This window comes from Pseudoalteromonas sp. 5Ae-yellow, from assembly GCF_014077565.1.
GTDB lineage: Bacteria > Pseudomonadota > Gammaproteobacteria > Enterobacterales > Alteromonadaceae > Pseudoalteromonas.
Window position 1 is genome coordinate 25,243 of the sequence record NZ_JACGWD010000021.1, and the last position, 19,093, is coordinate 44,335.

At 40.5% G+C, this 19,093-nt stretch carries 14 protein-coding genes and 1 other RNA gene; 11 read left to right on the forward strand and 4 right to left on the reverse strand.

The genetic code is table 11. The annotated features are described in order from the left end of the window. Window positions 1–8: 8 nt before the first annotated feature. Both cydB and H4J63_RS07890 read right to left on the reverse strand, forming a co-directional pair. Entirely contained in the window at window positions 9–1,148 is a 1,140-nt protein-coding gene (cydB, locus tag H4J63_RS07885; RefSeq protein WP_220467181.1) for a cytochrome d ubiquinol oxidase subunit II, read from the reverse strand. Then, a complete protein-coding gene (locus tag H4J63_RS07890) occupies window positions 1,145–2,728 on the reverse strand; it encodes a cytochrome ubiquinol oxidase subunit I (RefSeq protein ID WP_182195834.1) in 1,584 nt (527 codons plus the stop codon). Before H4J63_RS07890 ends, cydB begins: the two co-directional genes overlap by 4 nt. Window positions 2,729–3,029: 301 nt before the next feature. Between H4J63_RS07890 and lpxB the strand changes: the two genes are divergently transcribed. The 6 genes from lpxB to H4J63_RS07920 all read left to right on the forward strand — a co-directional run bounded on the left by lpxB (window position 3,030) and on the right by H4J63_RS07920 (window position 10,987). Then, window positions 3,030–4,187: a lipid-A-disaccharide synthase gene (gene lpxB / locus H4J63_RS07895; RefSeq protein WP_182195837.1), complete on the forward strand. Its 1,158-nt coding sequence runs from the start codon at window positions 3,030–3,032 to the stop codon at window positions 4,185–4,187. Continuing rightward, window positions 4,177–4,779 carry a ribonuclease HII gene (gene rnhB / locus H4J63_RS07900; protein WP_165742995.1) on the forward strand — a complete coding sequence of 201 codons (603 nt, stop codon included), beginning with the start codon at window positions 4,177–4,179 and terminating at the stop codon, window positions 4,777–4,779. The genes lpxB and rnhB overlap by 11 nt, the downstream gene beginning before the upstream one ends. A gap of 2 nt (window positions 4,780–4,781) precedes the next feature. Next, window positions 4,782–8,273 (forward strand): DNA polymerase III subunit alpha, encoded by a 3,492-nt coding sequence (gene dnaE / locus H4J63_RS07905; protein ID WP_138488763.1) that lies wholly within the window; start codon window positions 4,782–4,784, stop codon window positions 8,271–8,273. Window positions 8,274–8,289: 16 nt separating this feature from the next. After that, a complete protein-coding gene (accA, locus tag H4J63_RS07910) occupies window positions 8,290–9,246 on the forward strand; it encodes an acetyl-CoA carboxylase carboxyl transferase subunit alpha (protein ID WP_002958297.1) in 957 nt (318 codons plus the stop codon). Window positions 9,247–9,328: 82 nt separating this feature from the next. After that, the gene (tilS, locus tag H4J63_RS07915) at window positions 9,329–10,633 is read left to right on the forward strand and encodes a tRNA lysidine(34) synthetase TilS (RefSeq protein WP_182195840.1); all 1,305 of its coding nucleotides are present in this window, start codon (window positions 9,329–9,331) and stop codon (window positions 10,631–10,633) included. Then, complete coding sequence (locus tag H4J63_RS07920; RefSeq protein ID WP_182195842.1) at window positions 10,634–10,987, forward strand: hypothetical protein; 354 nt, start codon at window positions 10,634–10,636, stop codon at window positions 10,985–10,987. 30 nt (window positions 10,988–11,017) lie between these two features. Here H4J63_RS07920 and H4J63_RS07925 read toward each other — a convergent pair whose 3' ends face one another. Continuing rightward, window positions 11,018–11,914: a GGDEF domain-containing protein gene (locus tag H4J63_RS07925; RefSeq protein ID WP_182195845.1), complete on the reverse strand. Its 897-nt coding sequence runs from the start codon at window positions 11,912–11,914 to the stop codon at window positions 11,018–11,020. Window positions 11,915–12,047: 133 nt separating this feature from the next. On the opposite strand from H4J63_RS07925, the gene H4J63_RS07930 reads away from it, so the two are divergent. After that, a complete protein-coding gene (locus H4J63_RS07930; RefSeq protein WP_182195847.1) occupies window positions 12,048–14,021 on the forward strand; it encodes a monovalent cation:proton antiporter-2 (CPA2) family protein in 1,974 nt (657 codons plus the stop codon). Between the two features lie 15 nt (window positions 14,022–14,036). Here the strand turns inward: H4J63_RS07930 and H4J63_RS07935 are convergent, their stop codons facing one another. Then, window positions 14,037–15,182 (reverse strand): patatin-like phospholipase family protein, encoded by a 1,146-nt coding sequence (locus H4J63_RS07935; RefSeq protein WP_182195850.1) that lies wholly within the window; start codon window positions 15,180–15,182, stop codon window positions 14,037–14,039. Window positions 15,183–15,401: 219 nt separating this feature from the next. On the opposite strand from H4J63_RS07935, the gene H4J63_RS07940 reads away from it, so the two are divergent. From H4J63_RS07940 to H4J63_RS07955, 4 genes are all read left to right on the forward strand, one after another. Next, window positions 15,402–16,277: a DUF3014 domain-containing protein gene (locus H4J63_RS07940; protein WP_182195853.1), complete on the forward strand. Its 876-nt coding sequence runs from the start codon at window positions 15,402–15,404 to the stop codon at window positions 16,275–16,277. Between the two features lie 139 nt (window positions 16,278–16,416). Further along, window positions 16,417–16,513: signal recognition particle sRNA small type (gene ffs, locus H4J63_RS07945), an RNA gene on the forward strand. Window positions 16,514–16,646: 133 nt separating this feature from the next. Beyond that, entirely contained in the window at window positions 16,647–17,276 is a 630-nt protein-coding gene (locus tag H4J63_RS07950; protein WP_182195855.1) for a TnsA endonuclease N-terminal domain-containing protein, read from the forward strand. Next, window positions 17,269–19,092 (forward strand): Mu transposase C-terminal domain-containing protein, encoded by a 1,824-nt coding sequence (locus H4J63_RS07955; protein ID WP_182195858.1) that lies wholly within the window; start codon window positions 17,269–17,271, stop codon window positions 19,090–19,092. Before H4J63_RS07950 ends, H4J63_RS07955 begins: the two co-directional genes overlap by 8 nt. The last annotated feature ends 1 nt before the right edge of the window (window position 19,093 follow it).

Consider the following 19,093-nt stretch of genomic DNA (forward strand, 5'->3'; position numbering starts at 1 on the left):
TAGTCTCCTTAGTAGCTACCGTGAGTGTTGTTTTCAATTTCTTCAACCGTTACTCTGCGCCACATTTTTACGTAACACCAAGTGGTATAAGCTAAAATAAGTGGAACAAAAATACACACTGCAACAAACATTACATTGAGCGTTTTATGGCTCGATACTGCATCCCAAATTGTTAAGCTAATATTAGGATTATTACTTGATGGCATAATAAATGGGAACAGTGAAACACCGGCCGTCATAATCACGCCAATTAACATTAAGCTTGTTGAAATAAGTCCAAGTGCTGGTTTATTTAATTTAGAAAACATAAGTGCACTTAATGCCATTGCAAAGGCTAAAATAGGGAAAGCCATTGTCCACGGACGTGTGCTGTAATTACTTAACCAAGCACCTTGCGCTGTAGTGACTACTTTAGCTAAAGGGTCTGCATGACTTTGCGTATCAGCCATTGATACAATTTGGTAACCCGTTAAATTAGCAACCCAAAAACCAGCGCCTGCAAACAGTATAATAAACACAATCAGTGAATAACGACCATATTGCCCTGAGCGTTCTGCTACTGCATCAGCTGTACGAAGCTGCAACCACATCCCCGCATGAGCAACTAACATAGTAATACTGACTAAACCAGCAAGTAACCCAAACGGGTTAAGTAAACCAAAAAATGAACCTTGGTAGCTAACACGCATTAAGTTATCAATATTAAACGGTACGCCTAAAAATAAGTTACCAAAAGCAACACCAAAAACTAATGCTGGAATTGCGCTGCCTGCAAGCAAGCCCCAATCCCAGTTATTGCGCCAGCGTTTTGAGTCTACTTTACTGCGGTAATCAAACCCTAGTGGTCTAAAAAACAAAGCAAAGAGTACTAGCATCATGGCAAAGTAAAAGCCCGAAAATGCAGCTGCATAAACCATAGGCCACGCTGCAAATAACGCGCCGCCCGCAGTTATAAACCATACTTGGTTACCATCCCAATGTGGGCCAATTGTGTTAATTACTGTGCGGCGCTCTGAATCTGTTTTACCAACTAGGCGAAGCAACATAGCAACGCCCATATCCATACCATCGGTAATGGCAAAACCAATAAGCAGCACACCAATGATCAACCACCAAAGCATTTTTAATGTTTCATAATCAAAAATCATGATTGCTCTCCTTTAGTTTGCTCAGCTTTGTTTGGTAATTCAAAATGATATTTACCAGTATGTAGAGAGCTTGGTCCTTGCTTAACAAAGCGAATCATCAACCAACCTTCAACTATGGCTAAACCAGTGTAGAAAACAATAAACCCAGTTAAGCTAATTAAAATATCGTTTACTGTCAGTGACGACGTCGCTAAAAAGGTCGGCAGTATTTCAGATATTGCCCAAGGTTGACGTCCATACTCAGCAACTATCCAGCCAAATTCAATAGCTATCCAAGGTAGTGGAATGCTCAATACGGCAGCCCATAACAACCAGCGTTTTTGCTCAATAACGCGATGTGCGTTGTAGTAAAATGCCAATATAAATACACCCAACATGGCTACACCACAGGCAACCATAATCCTAAATGACCAAAACATAGGGCCTACTTTAGGGAATGAGTCTTTAACCGCTTTTTGAATGTGCTCTTCGGTAGCATCTACAACATCAGGTGTGTAGCGCTTAAGTAGCAAGCCATACCCTAAATCATCTTTTAGAGTATTAAATTTGGCAATATTATCTGGCGTATCTTCACCGTTTCTGAGTTTTGTAAGGTATTCATAAGCAATCATACCGTTGCGAATACGTACTTCATGTTGTTTTTCTAGGTCGTTAATACCCGTTACTTGCTCATCTAGTGAGCGCGTAGCAATTAACCCAAGTGCGTAAGGTATTTTAACCGCCGCATGTGTTACTTGCTCTTCTGAATCAGGAAAACCAAATGCGGTAAACGCAGCCGGAGCTTCTTCTGTGTGCCATTCGGCTTCAATTGTGGCAAGTTTCACTTTTTGGACTTCGCCTACTTCGTAGCCTGATTCGTCACCGAGTAAAATTACACATAAAATTGATGCTAAACCAAAGCCCGATGCGACCGAAAAAGAACGTTTAGCAAACGCTAAATCACGACCTTTTAATATGTACCAACTACTTATGCCCAGTACAAACATAGATGCAGCTACATAACCTGCTGATACGGTATGAATAAACTTAACTTGTGCTACAGGATTAAACACAAGCTCAGCAAAGCTGGTCATTTCCATGCGCATGGTTTGATAGTTAAATTCAGCACCTACTGGGTTTTGCATCCAACCGTTGGCAATCAAAATCCACAGCGCCGACATGTTAGTACCAATGGCCATTAAAAAGGTTGCACCTAAATGTTGGCGTTTAGAGAGTCTGTCCCAGCCTAAAAAGAACATACCTACAAAGGTCGATTCTAAAAAGAATGCCATTAAACCTTCAATTGCCAGGGGAGCCCCAAAAACATCACCTACGTAATGGGAGTAATAAGACCAGTTAGTACCAAACTCAAATTCCATGGTAAGGCCTGTCGCCACACCAATTGCAAAGTTAATACCAAACAATTTTCCCCAAAACTTAGTCATATCACGATAAATTTCGCGACCGGTCATAACATAAACCGATTCCATAATAACTAAAATCCAGGTCATACCTATCGTTAACGGTACGAATAAGAAATGAAAGAGAGCGGTAACAGCAAACTGTAATCGCGATAGATCCACAAAGGTTTCATCTATCATTATTGGCTCCTTGAGAGTGACGGATTAACAGGACAATATTTAATTGGCAAAGTTAATATTTAATGAACTTTCAGTAATTACTGAAAGTTTGTAATATTATTTACGTTTGTGCAATTTTTGTCAACATACATATTAGTAAAACTTAATATATATTTCCTATGCTACATCAGTATTAAAAACAAACAACATAAAGCCTTAACTTACGTGATAAAAAACCAGTTATTTAAAGCGTTTAACCAAACAGTAAAACACGGTAAACTAACAAGCATGAACGCCTGGTTTACTTGTGAAATAAAATCAAATGAATAAAGATAAAAAACAACTACGAATTGGTATTGTGGCAGGTGAACTGTCGGGCGATATTTTAGGTGAAGGTTTAATTAAAGCCCTTAAAAAACATTTTCCGGACGCCATTTTTGAAGGAATAGCAGGACCTAAAATGCAAGCGCAGGGCTGTAAAACACTTTACGACATGGATGAGCTTTCGGTAATGGGGCTTGTTGAGGTGCTAGGGCGTTTGCCGCGTTTGCTTAAAATACGTAAACAACTCGTGCAGCATTTTGTAGATAACCCACCTGATGTATTTATTGGTATTGATGCACCCGATTTTAACTTACGCGTTGAAAAGCCACTTAAAGATGCGGGCATTAAAACAGTACAGTATGTAAGTCCATCTGTTTGGGCGTGGCGCGAAAAGCGTATACATACAATAAGTGCAGCCACTAACTTAGTGCTTGCGTTACTGCCATTTGAAAAAGAGTTTTACGATAAACACCAAGTGCCATGTACATTTGTAGGACATACCTTGGCTGACGACATTGCACTTGAGCACGACGATACTAAAGCACGTGCAGAACTCGGCTTAAGCCTTGATGACAAAGTACTGGCGTTACTTCCTGGTAGCCGAGGCTCAGAAGTTGGTTTACTAAGCGAAACTTACATTAAAACAGCCGCAGAGCTGCAAGCTAAAAACCCAAATCTTAAAGTTGTGGTGCCGTTGGTTAACGTAAAACGCAAAGCGCAGTTTAGTGATATATTAAACGCTACCGCACCGAAACTTAATGTTAACCTGCTTGATGGGCAATCTAAATTAGCGATGCAAGCTGCTGATGCTATTTTATTAGCCTCGGGCACTGCCACGCTTGAGGGCATGCTTTATAAAAAGCCAATGGTTGTGGGCTATAAAATAAAGCCTTTGAGCTATTGGATTTTTAAAACTTTATTTACGTTTAATATTAAGTACTTTTCGCTGCCTAATTTATTAGCCGACGAAGAGCTTGTGCCTGAGTTTTTACAAACCGAGTGTAATGTGACTAACTTAACAAACGCACTTACCCCTATGCTCAACACAGATAACAAAGAGCTAAAAGCACGCTTTTTAGCTATTCACGAAAAAATTAGATTAAATGCCAGTGAACAAGCAGCCAATGCTGTGGCGGAGTTAATAAATGCAAATTGATAGACCCAATGTATCCTTAATTGCTGGTGTAGATGAAGTAGGGCGCGGCCCGCTTGTTGGTGATGTAGTCACTGCCGCCGTCATTTTAGATCCCACTAAACCAATTGCAGGCTTAGCAGATTCTAAAAAACTAACGGATAAAAAACGCCAAGCACTTGCAATTGAAATAAAAGAAAAAGCATTGTGCTACGCGTATGGACGCTGCAGTCCAACAGAAATTGATGAGTTAAATATTTTGCACGCAACGATGCTTGCCATGAGTCGCGCAGTGGAGGCATTAAGCACACAACCTGAATTTGTATTTATAGATGGTAATCGATTGCCAAAACTCACTATGCCAGCACAAGCTGTTGTTAAAGGTGATAGCTTAGTGGCCGAAATTTCAGCAGCGTCTATTTTAGCTAAAGTAGCGCGCGATGACGAAATGCTTGAGCTTGATAAACGCCACCCAGAATATGGTTTTGCAGGGCACAAAGGGTATCCCACTAAAGCGCACTTTGCAGCGCTTGAACAGTACGGTGCAATTGACGAGCATCGTAAAAGCTTTAAACCTGTGCAGCGCGTTTTGGCGCAAGCCAATGGTGAGGGCTAAGCATGGCTGCTCCTGATTTTGTTCATTTAAGAGTTCATTCAGACTTTTCGATGGTTGATGGCCTTGCTAAAACAAAGCCAATAGTCGCAAAAGCGCAAGAGCTGCAAATGCCAGCCATTGCAATTACTGATCAAATGAACTTTTGTGGTTTAGTGCGTTTTTATGGCGCCACGCATAACGCAGGTATTAAACCTATAGTGGGTGCTGACTTTTGGGTTCGTAGCCCAGAGTTTCCTGATGAGCCAAGCCGCTTAACCATATTAGCCAAAGACAACGACGGCTATAAAAATATTACCTTGCTGATATCTAAAGCGTATCAGCGTGGGCATGTATTTCATCGCCCTGTGATTGACCGCGAATGGTTAGTTGAGCTAAAAGCAGGCTTAATTATTCTCTCAGGCGCTAAAGACGGTGACTTAGGTAAAGCGTTATTAAAAAATAATCCGACTGTAATTGAATCGGTTGTTAGTTTTTATAAGCAGCATTTTAGCGATAACTACTACCTAGAGCTTGTTCGCACCAACCGACCGCTTGAAGAAGATTATTTACACATGGCGGTAGAGCTTGCTGCTAAAGAGCAGCTCCCGGTTGTAGCGACCAACGAAGTGGTGTTTTTAAAGCCAGAAAACTTTGAAGCGCACGAAATTCGTGTTGCTATTTTTGACGGTTACACGCTCGATGATAAGCGCCGCCCTAAACGGTTCTCTGAAGAACAATATCTAAAAACACCTGAGCAAATGGCTGAGTTGTTTAGCGATATTCCAGAAGCCCTACAAAATACCGTAGAAATCGCTAAGCGTTGTAATGTAACTGTGCAATTAGGTACTTACTTTTTACCTGATTACCCAACCGGCTCGCTTAAAATTGAAGACTTTTTAGTTAAAGTGTCACAAGACGGCCTAGAAGAGCGACTACAGTTTTTATTCCCCGACGAAGAAGATAGAAAAGTAAAACGTGTTGAATACGATGAGCGTCTTGCAATTGAGCTCGGTGTAATCAACCAAATGGGATTCCCAGGTTACTTCTTAATCGTAATGGAGTTTATTCAGTGGAGTAAAGATAATAATATTCCAGTTGGACCTGGTCGTGGTTCAGGTGCGGGTTCGTTAGTTGCGTACGCGCTTAAAATTACCGACCTTGATCCACTTGAGTTTGACTTACTCTTTGAGCGATTCTTAAACCCTGAACGTGTATCAATGCCCGATTTCGACGTCGATTTTTGTATGGATAGACGAGACGAAGTAATTGATCACGTGTCGGCTTTGTATGGTCGAGATGCGGTTTCGCAAATTATTACCTTTGGTACCATGGCTGCAAAGGCGGTAATACGCGATGTAGGGCGAGTGCTTGGCCATCCTTACGGGTTTGTTGATCGAATTTCAAAATTGATTCCGGGTGACCCCGGGATGACACTTGCCAAAGCGTTTGATGTAGAACCGCGCTTGCAAGAAGCTTACGATGGCGACAATGAGGTAAAAGACTTAATCGACATGTGTCGCATCCTTGAAGGGTGTACACGTAATGCCGGTAAACATGCGGGTGGCGTAGTAATATCGCCAACCACTATTACCGACTTCGCTGCGCTTTATTGCGATGACGAAGGTAAGTTTCCAGTAACACAGTTTGATAAAAACGATGTAGAAACAGCCGGCTTAGTTAAGTTCGATTTCTTGGGTTTACGTACACTGACTATATTGCAGTGGGCGGTCGATATGACCAATGTGCGCATGAAGCGCCAAGGTAAAGACCCCGTTGATATAAACACCATTCCACTGGATGATAAAAAAAGTATTGAGTTGTTACTTCGCGCTGAAACGACCGCTGTATTCCAGCTAGAGTCGCGTGGTATGAAAGACTTAGTACGCCGCCTTAAGCCCGACTGCTTTGAAGATATGATTGCACTTGTGGCTTTGTTCCGACCAGGTCCACTGCAATCAGGCATGGTAGATAACTTTATCGACCGAAAACTGGGCCGCGAAGAAATCTCATACCCAGATGCGCAGTATCAGCACGAAAGCTTAAAACCAATACTTGATCCAACCTACGGCATTATTTTGTATCAAGAACAAGTAATGCAAATTGCGCAAGTACTGGCAGGTTACACGCTAGGTGGCGCCGACATGCTGCGTCGTGCTATGGGTAAGAAAAAACCCGAAGAAATGGCAAAGCAGCGTTCAACATTTGAAGATGGCGCAAGAAATAACGGCATTGACGGCGAGCTTGCGATAAAAATCTTCGACTTGGTAGAAAAGTTCGCAGGTTACGGTTTTAACAAATCTCACTCAGCAGCTTACGCACTCGTATCGTATCAAACATTGTGGATGAAAACGCATCATCCTGCAGAGTTTATGGCTGCGGTAATGTCGGCCGATATGGATAACACCGACAAAATAGTTATTTTGGTGGATGAATGTGAAAACATGAAGCTCACCTTATTACCACCAGACGTAAATGCAGGTGAGTTTAAGTTTACAGTAAACCTTGAAGGTGAAATTGTTTACGGCATTGGCGCGATAAAAGGCGTAGGTGAGGCTCCGGTTGAAGCAATTTTAGAAGCGCGTGCAAAAGGCGGCCCATTTAAAGATTTATTTGATTTTTGTGCCCGTGTTGATTTAAAACGCTTAAATAAACGTGTTACTGAAAAATTAATTTACGCAGGTGCTTTGGATCAATTAGGACCAGAGAAAACCCAATCTGGGCGTGCTACATTACTAGCCAGTTTAAAAGATGCTATGCGTGCGGCCGATCAACACAACAAAGCTGAGCAATTAGGACAAAGTGACTTATTTGGTTTATTAGCCACTGAGCCTGATGAAGTTGAACAAGCTTTTATTAAAGCCACAGGGCTTACTGATAACGAGTGGTTAGATGGCGAAAAAGAGACGCTAGGCCTTTATTTAACTGGGCATCCAATAAATCAGTACCGCCGTGAGCTTAGGCATTACACTAGCGGAAAAATAGTTGATTTACAGCCAACTAATCGTGATGTGTTTGCAACGGCAGCTGGTTTAGTTATTGCTTCTAGAGTATTAATTAATAAAAAAGGAAATCGTTGGGCCTTAGTAACTTTAGATGACAAGAGTGCACGGATTGATGTACGCTTGTATTCAGACGAGTTTGAAAAGTACCAAGATATGCTCCAAGTTAACAATATCTTGGTAATATCTGGACAGGTCAGCTTTGATAACTTCTCCGGTGGTATTACAATGACCGCCAGAGAAATAAACACCATTGCTCAAGCGCGTGAAAAGCGTATTAAAGCGATTAAAATGACGCTGAACATGGTGCAAATCGAGGCAGGTTTCTTCGATAAATTACAAAAAGTACTCGAACCCTATAAAATGGGAACGTGTCCGATCAAGGTTTATTACCAACGTCCAGATGCGTTGGCGCAATTAACTCTTGGGATCGAATGGTGTGTTACGCCAAGTGACGACTTAATCCATAAGTTATCACTAATGGCTGCGCAAGATGTAGAACTAGAATTTAACTAATTAGGTAGTTTAGAGCATGAGCCTCAATTATCTTGATTTTGAGCTTCCAATTGCAGAATTAGAAGCAAAAATTGAAGAATTACAAAGTATCAGCCGCGCTGGCGAATTAGACCTTGAGTTAGAAGAGGAAGTCAGCAAATTAAAAGAAAAAAGTGCCAAACAAAAACAGGAGATTTTTTCTAATTTAGGCGCTTGGCAAGTATCACAGTTAGCACGTCATCCGTTGCGTCCTTACACTCGAGATTATATCGAGCGCATTTTCACGGAATTTGACGAGTTTGCTGGCGATCGTACTTTTGCTAACGATCCAGCTATTTTAGGTGGCATTGCGCGTTTAGATGGCGAGCCAGTAATGGTTATTGGCCAACAAAAAGGTCGTGATACTGCTGAAAAAATTAAACGTAACTTTGGTATGCCAAAGCCAGAAGGTTACCGTAAAGCATTACGCTTAATGGAAATGGCTGAGCGTTTTAAAATGCCAATCATGACCTTTATTGACACACCAGGTGCATACCCAGGTGTTGGCGCTGAAGAACGTGGTCAATCTGAAGCAATCGCACGTAACTTAAAAGTAATGGCGTCACTTAAAGTGCCGACAATATGTACGGTTATTGGTGAAGGCGGTTCAGGTGGTGCATTAGCGATTGGTGTTGGCGACAGAGTTAACATGTTGCAGTACAGCACTTATTCTGTAATTTCGCCTGAAGGTTGTGCGTCTATTCTTTGGAAAAGCGCTGACAAAGCACCGCTTGCAGCAGAAGCAATGGGTGTAACTGCAGAGCGCGTTAAAGAGCTAGACTTAATCAACAACTTAGTTGATGAGCCACTAGGTGGTGCACATCGTAATTACGATGCTATGGCACGTAACTTAAAAGTACGCCTTAAGCGTGACCTAGCAGACTTACAAGCGCTTACGCTTGAAGAAATGCTTGATCAACGTTACAAACGTTTAATGTCGTTTGGTTATTGCTAAACACATTAATTGTTAAAAAAAGCCGCTTATGCGGCTTTTTTGCTTTAAAATGTTCAGAGTTTTTATATAAAAGTGCGTCCATATGCATACATCAGTAATTTATCAGCAGTTAAAAAAATCACTAAATAGCTATATTGAGCAAGGTAACACTGTTTTTACAGTGGCGCTTTCTGGTGGCGTTGATTCTGTGGTGTTGCTGCATTTAATGCGTACTTTAAGAGCTGATAACCCTGCAATTGATGTATCGGCTATTTATGTTCACCATGGCTTGAGCCAGTATGGCGATGACTGGCAACGCTTTTGTAAAAATGTGTGTATTGATCTTGATGTGCCTTTTAAAGCCGCAAAAGTTGTAATTGAGCAGCAGTCGCGTACGAGCCTTGAAGCCCAAGCTCGCGATGCACGTTATAAAGCACTTGATGAGCTAAGCCCACAAGGCAGCATTATTTTACTGGGCCAACATTTAAACGACCAAGTAGAAACGTTTTTACTGCGCTTAAAGCGAGGTTCGGGTTTAAAAGGGCTTGGCGCCATGCAACAAGTGCGTTTGCTGCAAAGTGGCCGTGTATGTTTTAGGCCATTGTTAAACGTCAAGCGAAGCGATATAGAAGCGTTTGCGGCGCGCTTTAGTATTAACCACATAACTGATGACTCAAATACAGATGAAAGTTTTGACCGTAACTTTTTACGCTCAAAAATAGTACCTGTGTTAGCCGAGCGATTTGCTGGGTTTGAACAATGTACAGCACGAAGTATTGAGCTGCTACAACAACAGCAAACATTGCTCGATGAATATACACAGCTTGATTTAAATAAGTGTATTAACGAGCACCAAGCACTGTGCATTAGCCAAATAAGCGAATACAGTGCAGCGCGTATTGCAAATATAGTACGTGCGTGGCTTGCATTATTTACACAAGTCATGCCATCGCTAAAGCAGCTTGAGCAAATTATTAATCAAGCAATGCACGCAAAAAACGATACACAAATGCGTATTGATTTGCTCGATGGGCAAATACGTCGCCATCAAGGTTATTTGTATTTTGTAATACCAAGTGAAGTATTAACAGATAGTGAGCTGAATCATTCACAGCTAAAACTTGCTGACGGGCGCTTATTAATTAAAAGCATTGGTTTTGGAGTAAGGCCTCCACACTCAAATGAGCAAGTAATAGTGCGCTTTAATTGCAATAGCGCACGTATTAAACCATTTAAAAAGCCTGGTAGTAATACAGTTAAGCATTGGTTTAAAGATGCAAAAATAGCGCCGTGGCTACGCGCCAGTGTGCCACTTATTTTTTATAATGATGAATTAGTTCAAGTGGTTGGTTGTTTTATAAGCGCTAAGCATGTTGATGAAAATGGTATTTTTTGGGAGTGTAAATAAATGAGTAAACAGCCGCATGTTGGCTTATCGTTAGTAACAAAAGCACCAATGGGTATGCTAATAACAGCGCTTATTGCTGTTATCGCTAATGTTTTACTTGAGTTAAATATAGTCACGTTAGGTTATGCGGTCGCTGGTGGGATTGCATCTGCAGTACTTTTATTAGCTTATTGGTTAGGTAAAGGTGGATTATTTTTTATTTCAGGCGTGAGCCTGCCACTGCTTTTAGTATTATTTACACCGCTTGCTACTATTACTGCATTACTTAATTTAATTAGCGGATTCTTTTTTGGATTCTGTGCTGCGTTGTTTATTTATAAATTGGTAAGTGCAAAGCCTAGCGGGGGAAGCTAGGCTTTTTTATTTAATGCAGTTAACTAAAGGCTAATATGCTTTTGCGCAGTTTCTACCTGATGCCTTTGCTTTGTATAAACCTTTATCGGCTCGAGCAAATATCTCAGTTTCGCAATCTTGGCTGTTAGCTAAAGTAAAACCAATACTGGTTGTTACTTTATATTTAGACATTAATGGCGATTTTCTTACTAGGCACATTATTCGCTCAGCAATTACTTTATTAGTAGTAAACTCTGGGTCTTCAATAAGTAAAGCAAACTCATCACCACCAAATCTAAATACCGAATCAGTGCCGCGTATGCTGCTACACAGTACTTTTGAAAACTCTTTAAGTGTATCGTCACCAATTTTATGACCGAAATTGTCGTTAACTTGTTTAAAGTTATCTAAATCAAGCAACATTAAACTAAATGGACGTTGGTAACGGCGACAGTTTTCGAGCTTTTGAAGCAAAAAGTCATTAAATTGACTACGATTATTTAAACCGGTTAACGCATCCTTTGTAGCAAGCTTTAGTACGCGGCTATACATCATCGCATTACGAAGTGGATAAACCAGCGCAGTATGTAATGTATGTAACTTTTTCTCAATTGCGTGACCAAGCGGGAATCTACTAAAGTAAATTAGCTGTCCTAGGTGTTCTTTGCCGATCGTCAAATCAAAAATATAGGGTGTACTATTTGTATCACTCTGTGATGTTTGAGCAGTACCTAAGGTAGACTGAAATTGCAATCCAGAAAAATTGAGCAATTGTTTTGCAAATTTAGCATAAATAGCAAGCACATCCTCGATTACTAAGCTTGTTTGTAGCTCTGCAACGAGTTCGTGCGTTTCTGTTATTTCATTTGTAGGTGAGTGTTCAGCCGAAAACGGCAAAAAATCACCGCGACCAGACACACGCTGCGTCAAAATATGGACGTTTTCCATTAAATTCTCCCCCGAGGGTGTTACTTTGCAATAACTAAGCTATTTTTGTGCCATATTTTAAAATTGCATGAAAAACATATGGTTGTTATATTTACTTACAAGCGACTAGTTTAATTTAAACGCGAGGCTGCATTTGCAAAGTATTAATGCTCAAATTTTTGGCTTATTAGTCGCGGCAGTTCTTTTTGTGTGGTTTTTTAAGCGCATTGGCTTGCCGCCTATTTTAGCGTACCTAGCAACTGGGGTTTTAGCTGGTAGTCATGGTATTGGTTGGCTTACACAATCTCACGAAATAGAGTTTGTGGCTGAATTGGGCATTGTATTTTTGTTATTTAGTTTAGGGCTAGAATTTTCTATTTCTCGGCTAATGGCAATGCGAAATCTAGTATTTGGTTTGGGCTCATTACAAGTAGGTATAACCAGTTTACTCTTCATTATTATTCTATATTGCTTAAACTTTTCATTACTCACCAGCTTTACCATTGGCACAATTATGGCGCTTTCTTCAACTGCTGTGGTTGTTAAGCTATTAAAAGAAACGGGTGAGCTTAATCAGCGCCGTGGGCAATTGGCTGTTGGTGTTCTACTTTTTCAAGATATTGCTGTCGTTCCTCTATTAATAATACTTCCTTTATTTGCATCAAGTGACTCTCAAAGTATTGGCTGGGCTTTAGCATTTGCCCTAAGTAAAGGCGCATTTGTATGTGTGCTTCTTTGGGCAATTGGTAAATGGGTATTGCCCATTGTATTTAAAGAAATAGCGCAAGTACGAACCGATGAGTTATTTGTGCTTACCACCATATTAGTCGCTTTATTTGCAGGCTTTTTAACGTATATGTTTGGCTTGTCTATGGCATTGGGCGCATTTTTAGCGGGAATGATGTTAGGTGAGAGCCATTATAGGCATCAGTTAGAGGCCGACATACGTCCATTTCGCGATATATTAATGGGGCTGTTTTTTGTAACTGTGGGTATGCAGCTAGATATTTTATTTGTACTGGCGCACATAGTAATAATTATTGGTGCATTGCTTGGGTTACTCATATTAAAAATTACAGTAGTAGCACTTAGTGCGCGGCTAATGCATGAACGAAACCAAGATTCACTCGCCTGTGGCATTATGTTGTGGCAAATGGGAGAGTTTGGTTTTGTACTTATCGCACTTGCTGGCCAGCATCAGTTATTAAACTCAGAGCAAGCTTCATTTTTAATTGCATTGGGTGTGCTTTCAATGGCATTTACACCATTTTTGATTGATAAAACGCCATTCATTTTAAATCGTTTAGGCATACTCGATCGCCCAAGTTTAGCGCTGGAGAGTGAGCCACAAAGTAGTACACTTTATAGCGATCATGTTGTTATTTGTGGTTTTTCGCGTGTTGGACAAACTATAGCGCGTTTTTTAAAGCCCGAAGCAATAGACTACGTTGCCATCGAAAGTAACCCAATACTTGTACAAGAAGGCAAAGCGGCTGGCGAGCCTGTAATATTTGGTTATGTTAAGCAAAAAGATATTTTAAAATGCGCAGGAGTAGAGCGAGCTCGGTTGGTGATTATTACTTTTACTGAGTTTGATCACGCGCAAGTTGTTATTGATGCCATAAAGCAAATAGCACCTAACGTTAAAATACTTATTAGGACTCGTGACGACAGCCAGCTCGATTATTTAAAAGCGCTAGGTGTAACCGAAGTGGTGCCCGAGTCGTTAGAGGCGAGCTTAATGCTCGTGTCGCATGTGTTGTCTATGTCGGGCGTACCCATGACACGTATTGTTCGCCGAGTAAGTAAAGAGCGACGTAATCGTTATCCATTAATGCAAAGTTTTTACGCAGGGTATTTTAAAGATAGCGAAGATGCCTCAACCGACCGATTAGAATATTTACACGTTGTAGCATTGCCCAAGCAAGCTTATGCCGTGAGTAAAACAATTGAAGATCTAAATTTAGAAAAGCGGCGAGTACTCGTAAAAGCACTTCGCAGAGAAGGGTCCGAAATAGACACGCCATCAGCGAAAACAACCTTGTTACCTAACGACGTTTTAGTACTACAAGGTAAACCAAGGCGTGTTGAGCGGGTAGAGCACTACCTGCTCGACGGGATAGAATAATGTGCTTGTTTGGACTTAATCTAACTCTAAAAACTTACGCATTTTAGGCAATTGCGCCATGCCATCTTCATAGCCAATTTGCATTAAATGTTGGGTATAGCGTTTTTCAAACAATAGGTAACTGGTCAAACTCGATTGCGAATGTTTTTTAACACCGATCGTACGCAGTAATACTTTAATCGCCCACGGCATATCGTCGTAATACTGCGCGGCAATGGCGTTAAAGTTTTGCGAAGGGTTAATAACAAAGGTATCAATTTGCTTAAGTTCTTGATGTTTATCACGAGCGGGGAGTAATCCTAAAGTGCGGTTAACGCGTTCCAGTCGCTCTAAATCCGACTGCATAGTGTCGGTAAATACGCTATCGAGTAAATGCCCTGCAACAGCTGATAAGCCAGGGTAATGCGGCGAATAACCCGGTGGGTGAAGCTCTTTAGGCTGGTCGACCCCAATAATAAATATTTTTTCAGCACCTAAATGAATCGATGGACTCAAGGGAGAAAGCTGATGTATAGAGCCATCACCAAAGTAATGGTTATAAATATTTACACTTGGAAACACCATAGGAATGGCACTCGACGCCATTAAATGCTCAACGTTAATACGCGTGGCTTGGCCTTCGCGTTTAGCGCGTTGCCATGGTGTTTGTGTATTTGATTGAAAAAACGCAACAGAGTCGCCCGTCGTATAACTAGAAGCTGTAATAGACAGCGCATCTAAATAATTACGGTGTAAGTTACGCTCTATCCGGTGCAAGTCTAAAATTTCATTGAGCAAACCACGTAGAGGGCGATTATTTAGCAAACTCGCTGGTGGGTGATTAATATGCTCTGACTGAAAGCTAGTTAAAATATTACGCGCAATATGACCAAATACGCTTAAGAAGTCACTTTTATAAACCATCGAGGTCGAAAAGTTTTTCCAAACTGATTCAAGTTTTCGTACAGCTAAATGTGCACAAGAGGCGTAACATGCTAAAGCCGCAGAGTTAATAGCCCCAGCAGAGGTGCCATTTATTACTCTAAACGGTAATGGAGCTGTACGCGGCATGCTATGAGCGAGCGCTTTAAGTACACCCACTTGATAAGCAGCTCGTGCGCCACCGCCCGTTAATAATAGTGCAATTTTTGGTTTTTCTGGATCGACTTGCTTGATTTTCATATTGGTGTTTAAACTGTTCAACGTCTTTACTTTATTTATTAACTGTAAGTCTTTAAGCTAGAAGAATCAAAGGATAACTGAGTAATAGTAAGTACAGTAAGCTTATGTTTATATTTGTAAGCTAAAATAGTTATGTATTTATAGTTACTACTCATAATGAATTTTTTCCATTCAGAGTACTCTGAGTGATAACGCACTTTTAATTTTTATGGAGTTTGTATGTCAGATAAACCAGAAGCGTCAGATGTTCAAAAACGTCCGCCTAATAACAATTTTCTTTTCGCCGTTATTATTTTAATAATAGTTGTGTGCGCAGCCGCGTTTGTACTATTAAAGCCAAGTGATGAGCCACAAACACGCACAGAGGTAGAGCAAGCGCCAAAAGAGCAACCAATGATGGAGCTTAAACCTGAAAACGATCCCGTAGTTGACGCACCATCAGTTATGCCAGAAAAGCCAGCAGAGCTTGAGGTGCCAGCACAAAGCCCAAGTGAGCCGGTGCCTGAAGTAAAACCATTACCAACGCTTAACGAAAGTGATGCGGTTGTTGTTGCAAAAATCGACGAATACCTAAGCGACTCAGTAATGAGCTTAATGGTAACCGACGATGTAATTCGCCGTGGTGTTGTATTTGTAGATAACCTAGCTAAAGGTAAAGTAGCTAAAAAGCACACGCCTGTTGTACAGCCAGAAGAGAAATTTAGCGTAAATGAAGCTGACATCCTAACGATTAACCCTAACAGCTACGAGCGTTACACACCGTACGTAAAAATATTTACTAGTATGAGTGCAGCGCAAGCCGTTCGTATGTACGAAGAGTACAAGCCACTTATTAATAATGCATACAGTGAAATTGGCTACGGTGATGATGAGTTTAATCAAACGCTGGAAGATGCTATCGATTTATTACTCGATACGCCAGAACCAGAAGGTGATTTGCCGTTACTACGTGATTCAGTAACGTACCAGTATGCGTTTTCGGAGTGGGAGCAATTACCTGCGGCACAAAAACAGCTTTTACGTATGGGTCCAGAAAACATGAAAAAAGTAAAAGCAGCACTTCGTAATATAAAAGCGCAGTTAGAGAACAATTAATACGCACTAAAACAGCTAAATGCACCGCGATTGTATATGAAGTATGCAATCGCACTTTCTTTTTAGATTATCCCTTGAATAACAGAGCAAAAGTAGAGATAATCCTTCCCGCGCCAACCAAGGCCCTCAATGGTAGTCTTATTGGTCCTCTCGCAACACTAGCAGGCGAACCTGGTCAGGCCCGGAAGGGAGCAGCCACAGTTTGTGACGTGTGTGCCGAGATGTGGCTGGTAAGACTGCCACCCAAATTCCTCATTTGGGTGTTGTTTGAAGTATAAGTTGACATATTTGTACTAAAAGATGGCATAAATTGGAAGTATAAGGTGGCATAGTCTAGTATTTAACCAAATGGTTAGATGGTTGACTCATATGTACAAAAGAAAACTCAAACACTCCCGTGTTAAAAACCTCCATAAATTTGCTAGTCAAAAAAATAAATCTACCTGTTTAGTCGAATCCTCTTTAGAGTTTGATGCTTGTTTCCATTTTGAGTTTTCACCATCAATAGCCGCATTTGAAGCACAACCACTAGGTTATGAATATGAGTTTGATAACCGTACTTGTCGCTACACACCTGACTTTTTACTTACTCACACAGACGGCACGCAAAAACTTATCGAAGTAAAACCGCAAAGCAAAATTGCCGATGAAGACTTTCGTGCACGTTTTATTGAAAAGCAAACCATAGCTAAGCAAGATGGACGCGACTTAATACTGGTTACAGACAAACAAATCCGTGTATACCCAACACTCAATAATTTAAAGCTTTTACATCGCTACTCTGGTTTTCAGTCTTTAACAGAGCTGCAAGCATCGGTGCTAGAACTTGTTAAGCAATACGGCTCTATTAAAGTGGGCCAGTTAGTTAACTTTTTAAAAGTAACTGCCGGTGAGCTACTTGCTACGGTGCTACGCTTATTATCACTAGGGCAGTTATTTGCCGACTTAACTACAAATGAAATATCAATAGAAACAGCAATTTGGTCTAACAATGTTTAATGACGGTTTGTTTGATGATGAATTTAACCAGCCATTACCAAAAGCAGAAACCAAACTACCTCAAAATTACGCCAAAGATTTACAAGCCCTTCCTGAAAAAATTAAAACTACAACATTTGCTAAGCTTAAATATATTCAATGGCTTGAGGCTAATATTCAAGGCGGTTGGACTCAAAAAAACCTTGAGCCTTTATTAAAAGTAATGCCCGAAGTTGAGGGAGAAAAGAAGCCTAGCTGGAGAACCGCTGCACGATGGTATAGCGCTTATACCAATGCAGATAAAAATATCATGGCGCTAATTCCAAGCCACCAAAAAAAGGGGAACAGGGAGCGCGAGACAGCAACTGATAAGTTTTTTGAAAAGGCACTTGAGCGTTACTTAGTAAAAGAAAAACCATCAGTGGCTTCGGCTTATAAGTATTATGCAGATTTAGTTATTATTGAAAACGATAGTGTTGTTGGCAGTGATTTAAAGCCTATAACATACAAAGCGTTTAAAAACAGAATAGATAACTTACCGCAATACGACGTGATGATTGCTCGTTATGGTAAGCGCCTTGCTGATATTGCGTTTAATAAAGTAGAAGGGCATACACGGCCTACTCGTGTACTCGAAAAAGTTGAAATTGATCATACACCCCTTGATCTTATTCTATTAGATGATGAGCTGCATATCCCACTTGGTCGGCCAACACTCACCATGTTAGTCGATGTGTATAGCCATTGTATTGTTGGCTATTACTTTAGCTTCAGTGAGCCTAGCTATGATGCAGTGAGGCGAGCAATGCTAAATGCCATGAAACCTAAAAATGAAGTGGCAAAACTATACCCCGATACGATTAATGAGTGGAAGTGTGCTGGCAAAATTGAAACACTCGTTGTTGATAATGGCGCTGAATTTTGGAGTAACAGCCTTGAACTTGCTTGTGAAGAAATAGGCATTAATACTCAATATAACCCTGTCGCAAAGCCTTGGTTAAAACCCTTTGTAGAACGTATGTTTGGCACAATTAACACTGAATTATTAGACCCTGTTCCTGGTAAAACCTTTTCTAACATTTTACAAAAGCATGAATACAATCCCAAAAAAGATGCAATCATGCGCTTTACGACCTTTATGCAGTTATTTCATAAATGGGTAGTAGACGTTTTCCATCAAGATGCAGACAGCCGCTTTAAGTACATACCAAGCCAACAATGGGATCAAGGCTTTAATACGTTACCACCAACAATGCTGAGTAATGATGACCTTCAACAACTAGATGTTGTGCTCAGTATTTCAAATCATCGGGTACTTCGAAAAGGTGGAATACGGCTAGAAAACTTAAGCTACGACAGTACTGAACTAGCAAATTATAGAAAGCAATTTAGCCATAAAGTATCTCAAGAAGTTTTAATTAAATTAAACTCCGATGATATTTCTTATATATATGTTTACCTTGATAAGCTAGAGCATTACATAAAAGTGCCATGCATAGATCCAAACGGTTACACCCAAAATTTAAGTTTGAATCAGCACAAAATAAATATACGTATTCATCGCGATTTTATTTCGGGCTCTATCGATAATGTAGGCTTAGCAAAAGCGCGTATGTTTATTCATAATAAAATTCAAAACGAGTTTGAAGAGTTAAAAAATGCGCCAAAAAACTCAAAGGTAAAAGGGGGTAAAGCGTTAGCTAAGCATCAAAATGTAAATAGTGATTCACAAAAATCAATAACTCAGTGCAAACCCATAGAGCCCAAAAAGGTCACCCCTAAAGAGCAACCAACAGATAGCTGGGATGACTTTATCTCAGATCTAGATGGATTTTAAT

Coding starts and splice junctions, on each gene's coding strand:
- dnaE (WP_138488763.1), top strand. CDS start 4,782: ATGGCTGCTCCTGATTTTGTTCATTTAAGAGTTCATTCAGACTTTTCG.
- lpxB (WP_182195837.1), top strand. CDS start 3,030: ATGAATAAAGATAAAAAACAACTACGAATTGGTATTGTGGCAGGTGAA.
- H4J63_RS07925 (WP_182195845.1), bottom strand. CDS start 11,914: ATGGAAAACGTCCATATTTTGACGCAGCGTGTGTCTGGTCGCGGTGAT.
- tilS (WP_182195840.1), top strand. CDS start 9,329: ATGCATACATCAGTAATTTATCAGCAGTTAAAAAAATCACTAAATAGC.
- accA (WP_002958297.1), top strand. CDS start 8,290: ATGAGCCTCAATTATCTTGATTTTGAGCTTCCAATTGCAGAATTAGAA.
- H4J63_RS07955 (WP_182195858.1), top strand. CDS start 17,269: ATGTTTAATGACGGTTTGTTTGATGATGAATTTAACCAGCCATTACCA.
- rnhB (WP_165742995.1), top strand. CDS start 4,177: ATGCAAATTGATAGACCCAATGTATCCTTAATTGCTGGTGTAGATGAA.
- cydB (WP_220467181.1), bottom strand. CDS start 1,148: ATGATTTTTGATTATGAAACATTAAAAATGCTTTGGTGGTTGATCATT.
- H4J63_RS07920 (WP_182195842.1), top strand. CDS start 10,634: ATGAGTAAACAGCCGCATGTTGGCTTATCGTTAGTAACAAAAGCACCA.
- H4J63_RS07940 (WP_182195853.1), top strand. CDS start 15,402: ATGTCAGATAAACCAGAAGCGTCAGATGTTCAAAAACGTCCGCCTAAT.
- H4J63_RS07935 (WP_182195850.1), bottom strand. CDS start 15,182: ATGAAAATCAAGCAAGTCGATCCAGAAAAACCAAAAATTGCACTATTA.
- H4J63_RS07890 (WP_182195834.1), bottom strand. CDS start 2,728: ATGATAGATGAAACCTTTGTGGATCTATCGCGATTACAGTTTGCTGTT.
- H4J63_RS07950 (WP_182195855.1), top strand. CDS start 16,647: ATGTACAAAAGAAAACTCAAACACTCCCGTGTTAAAAACCTCCATAAA.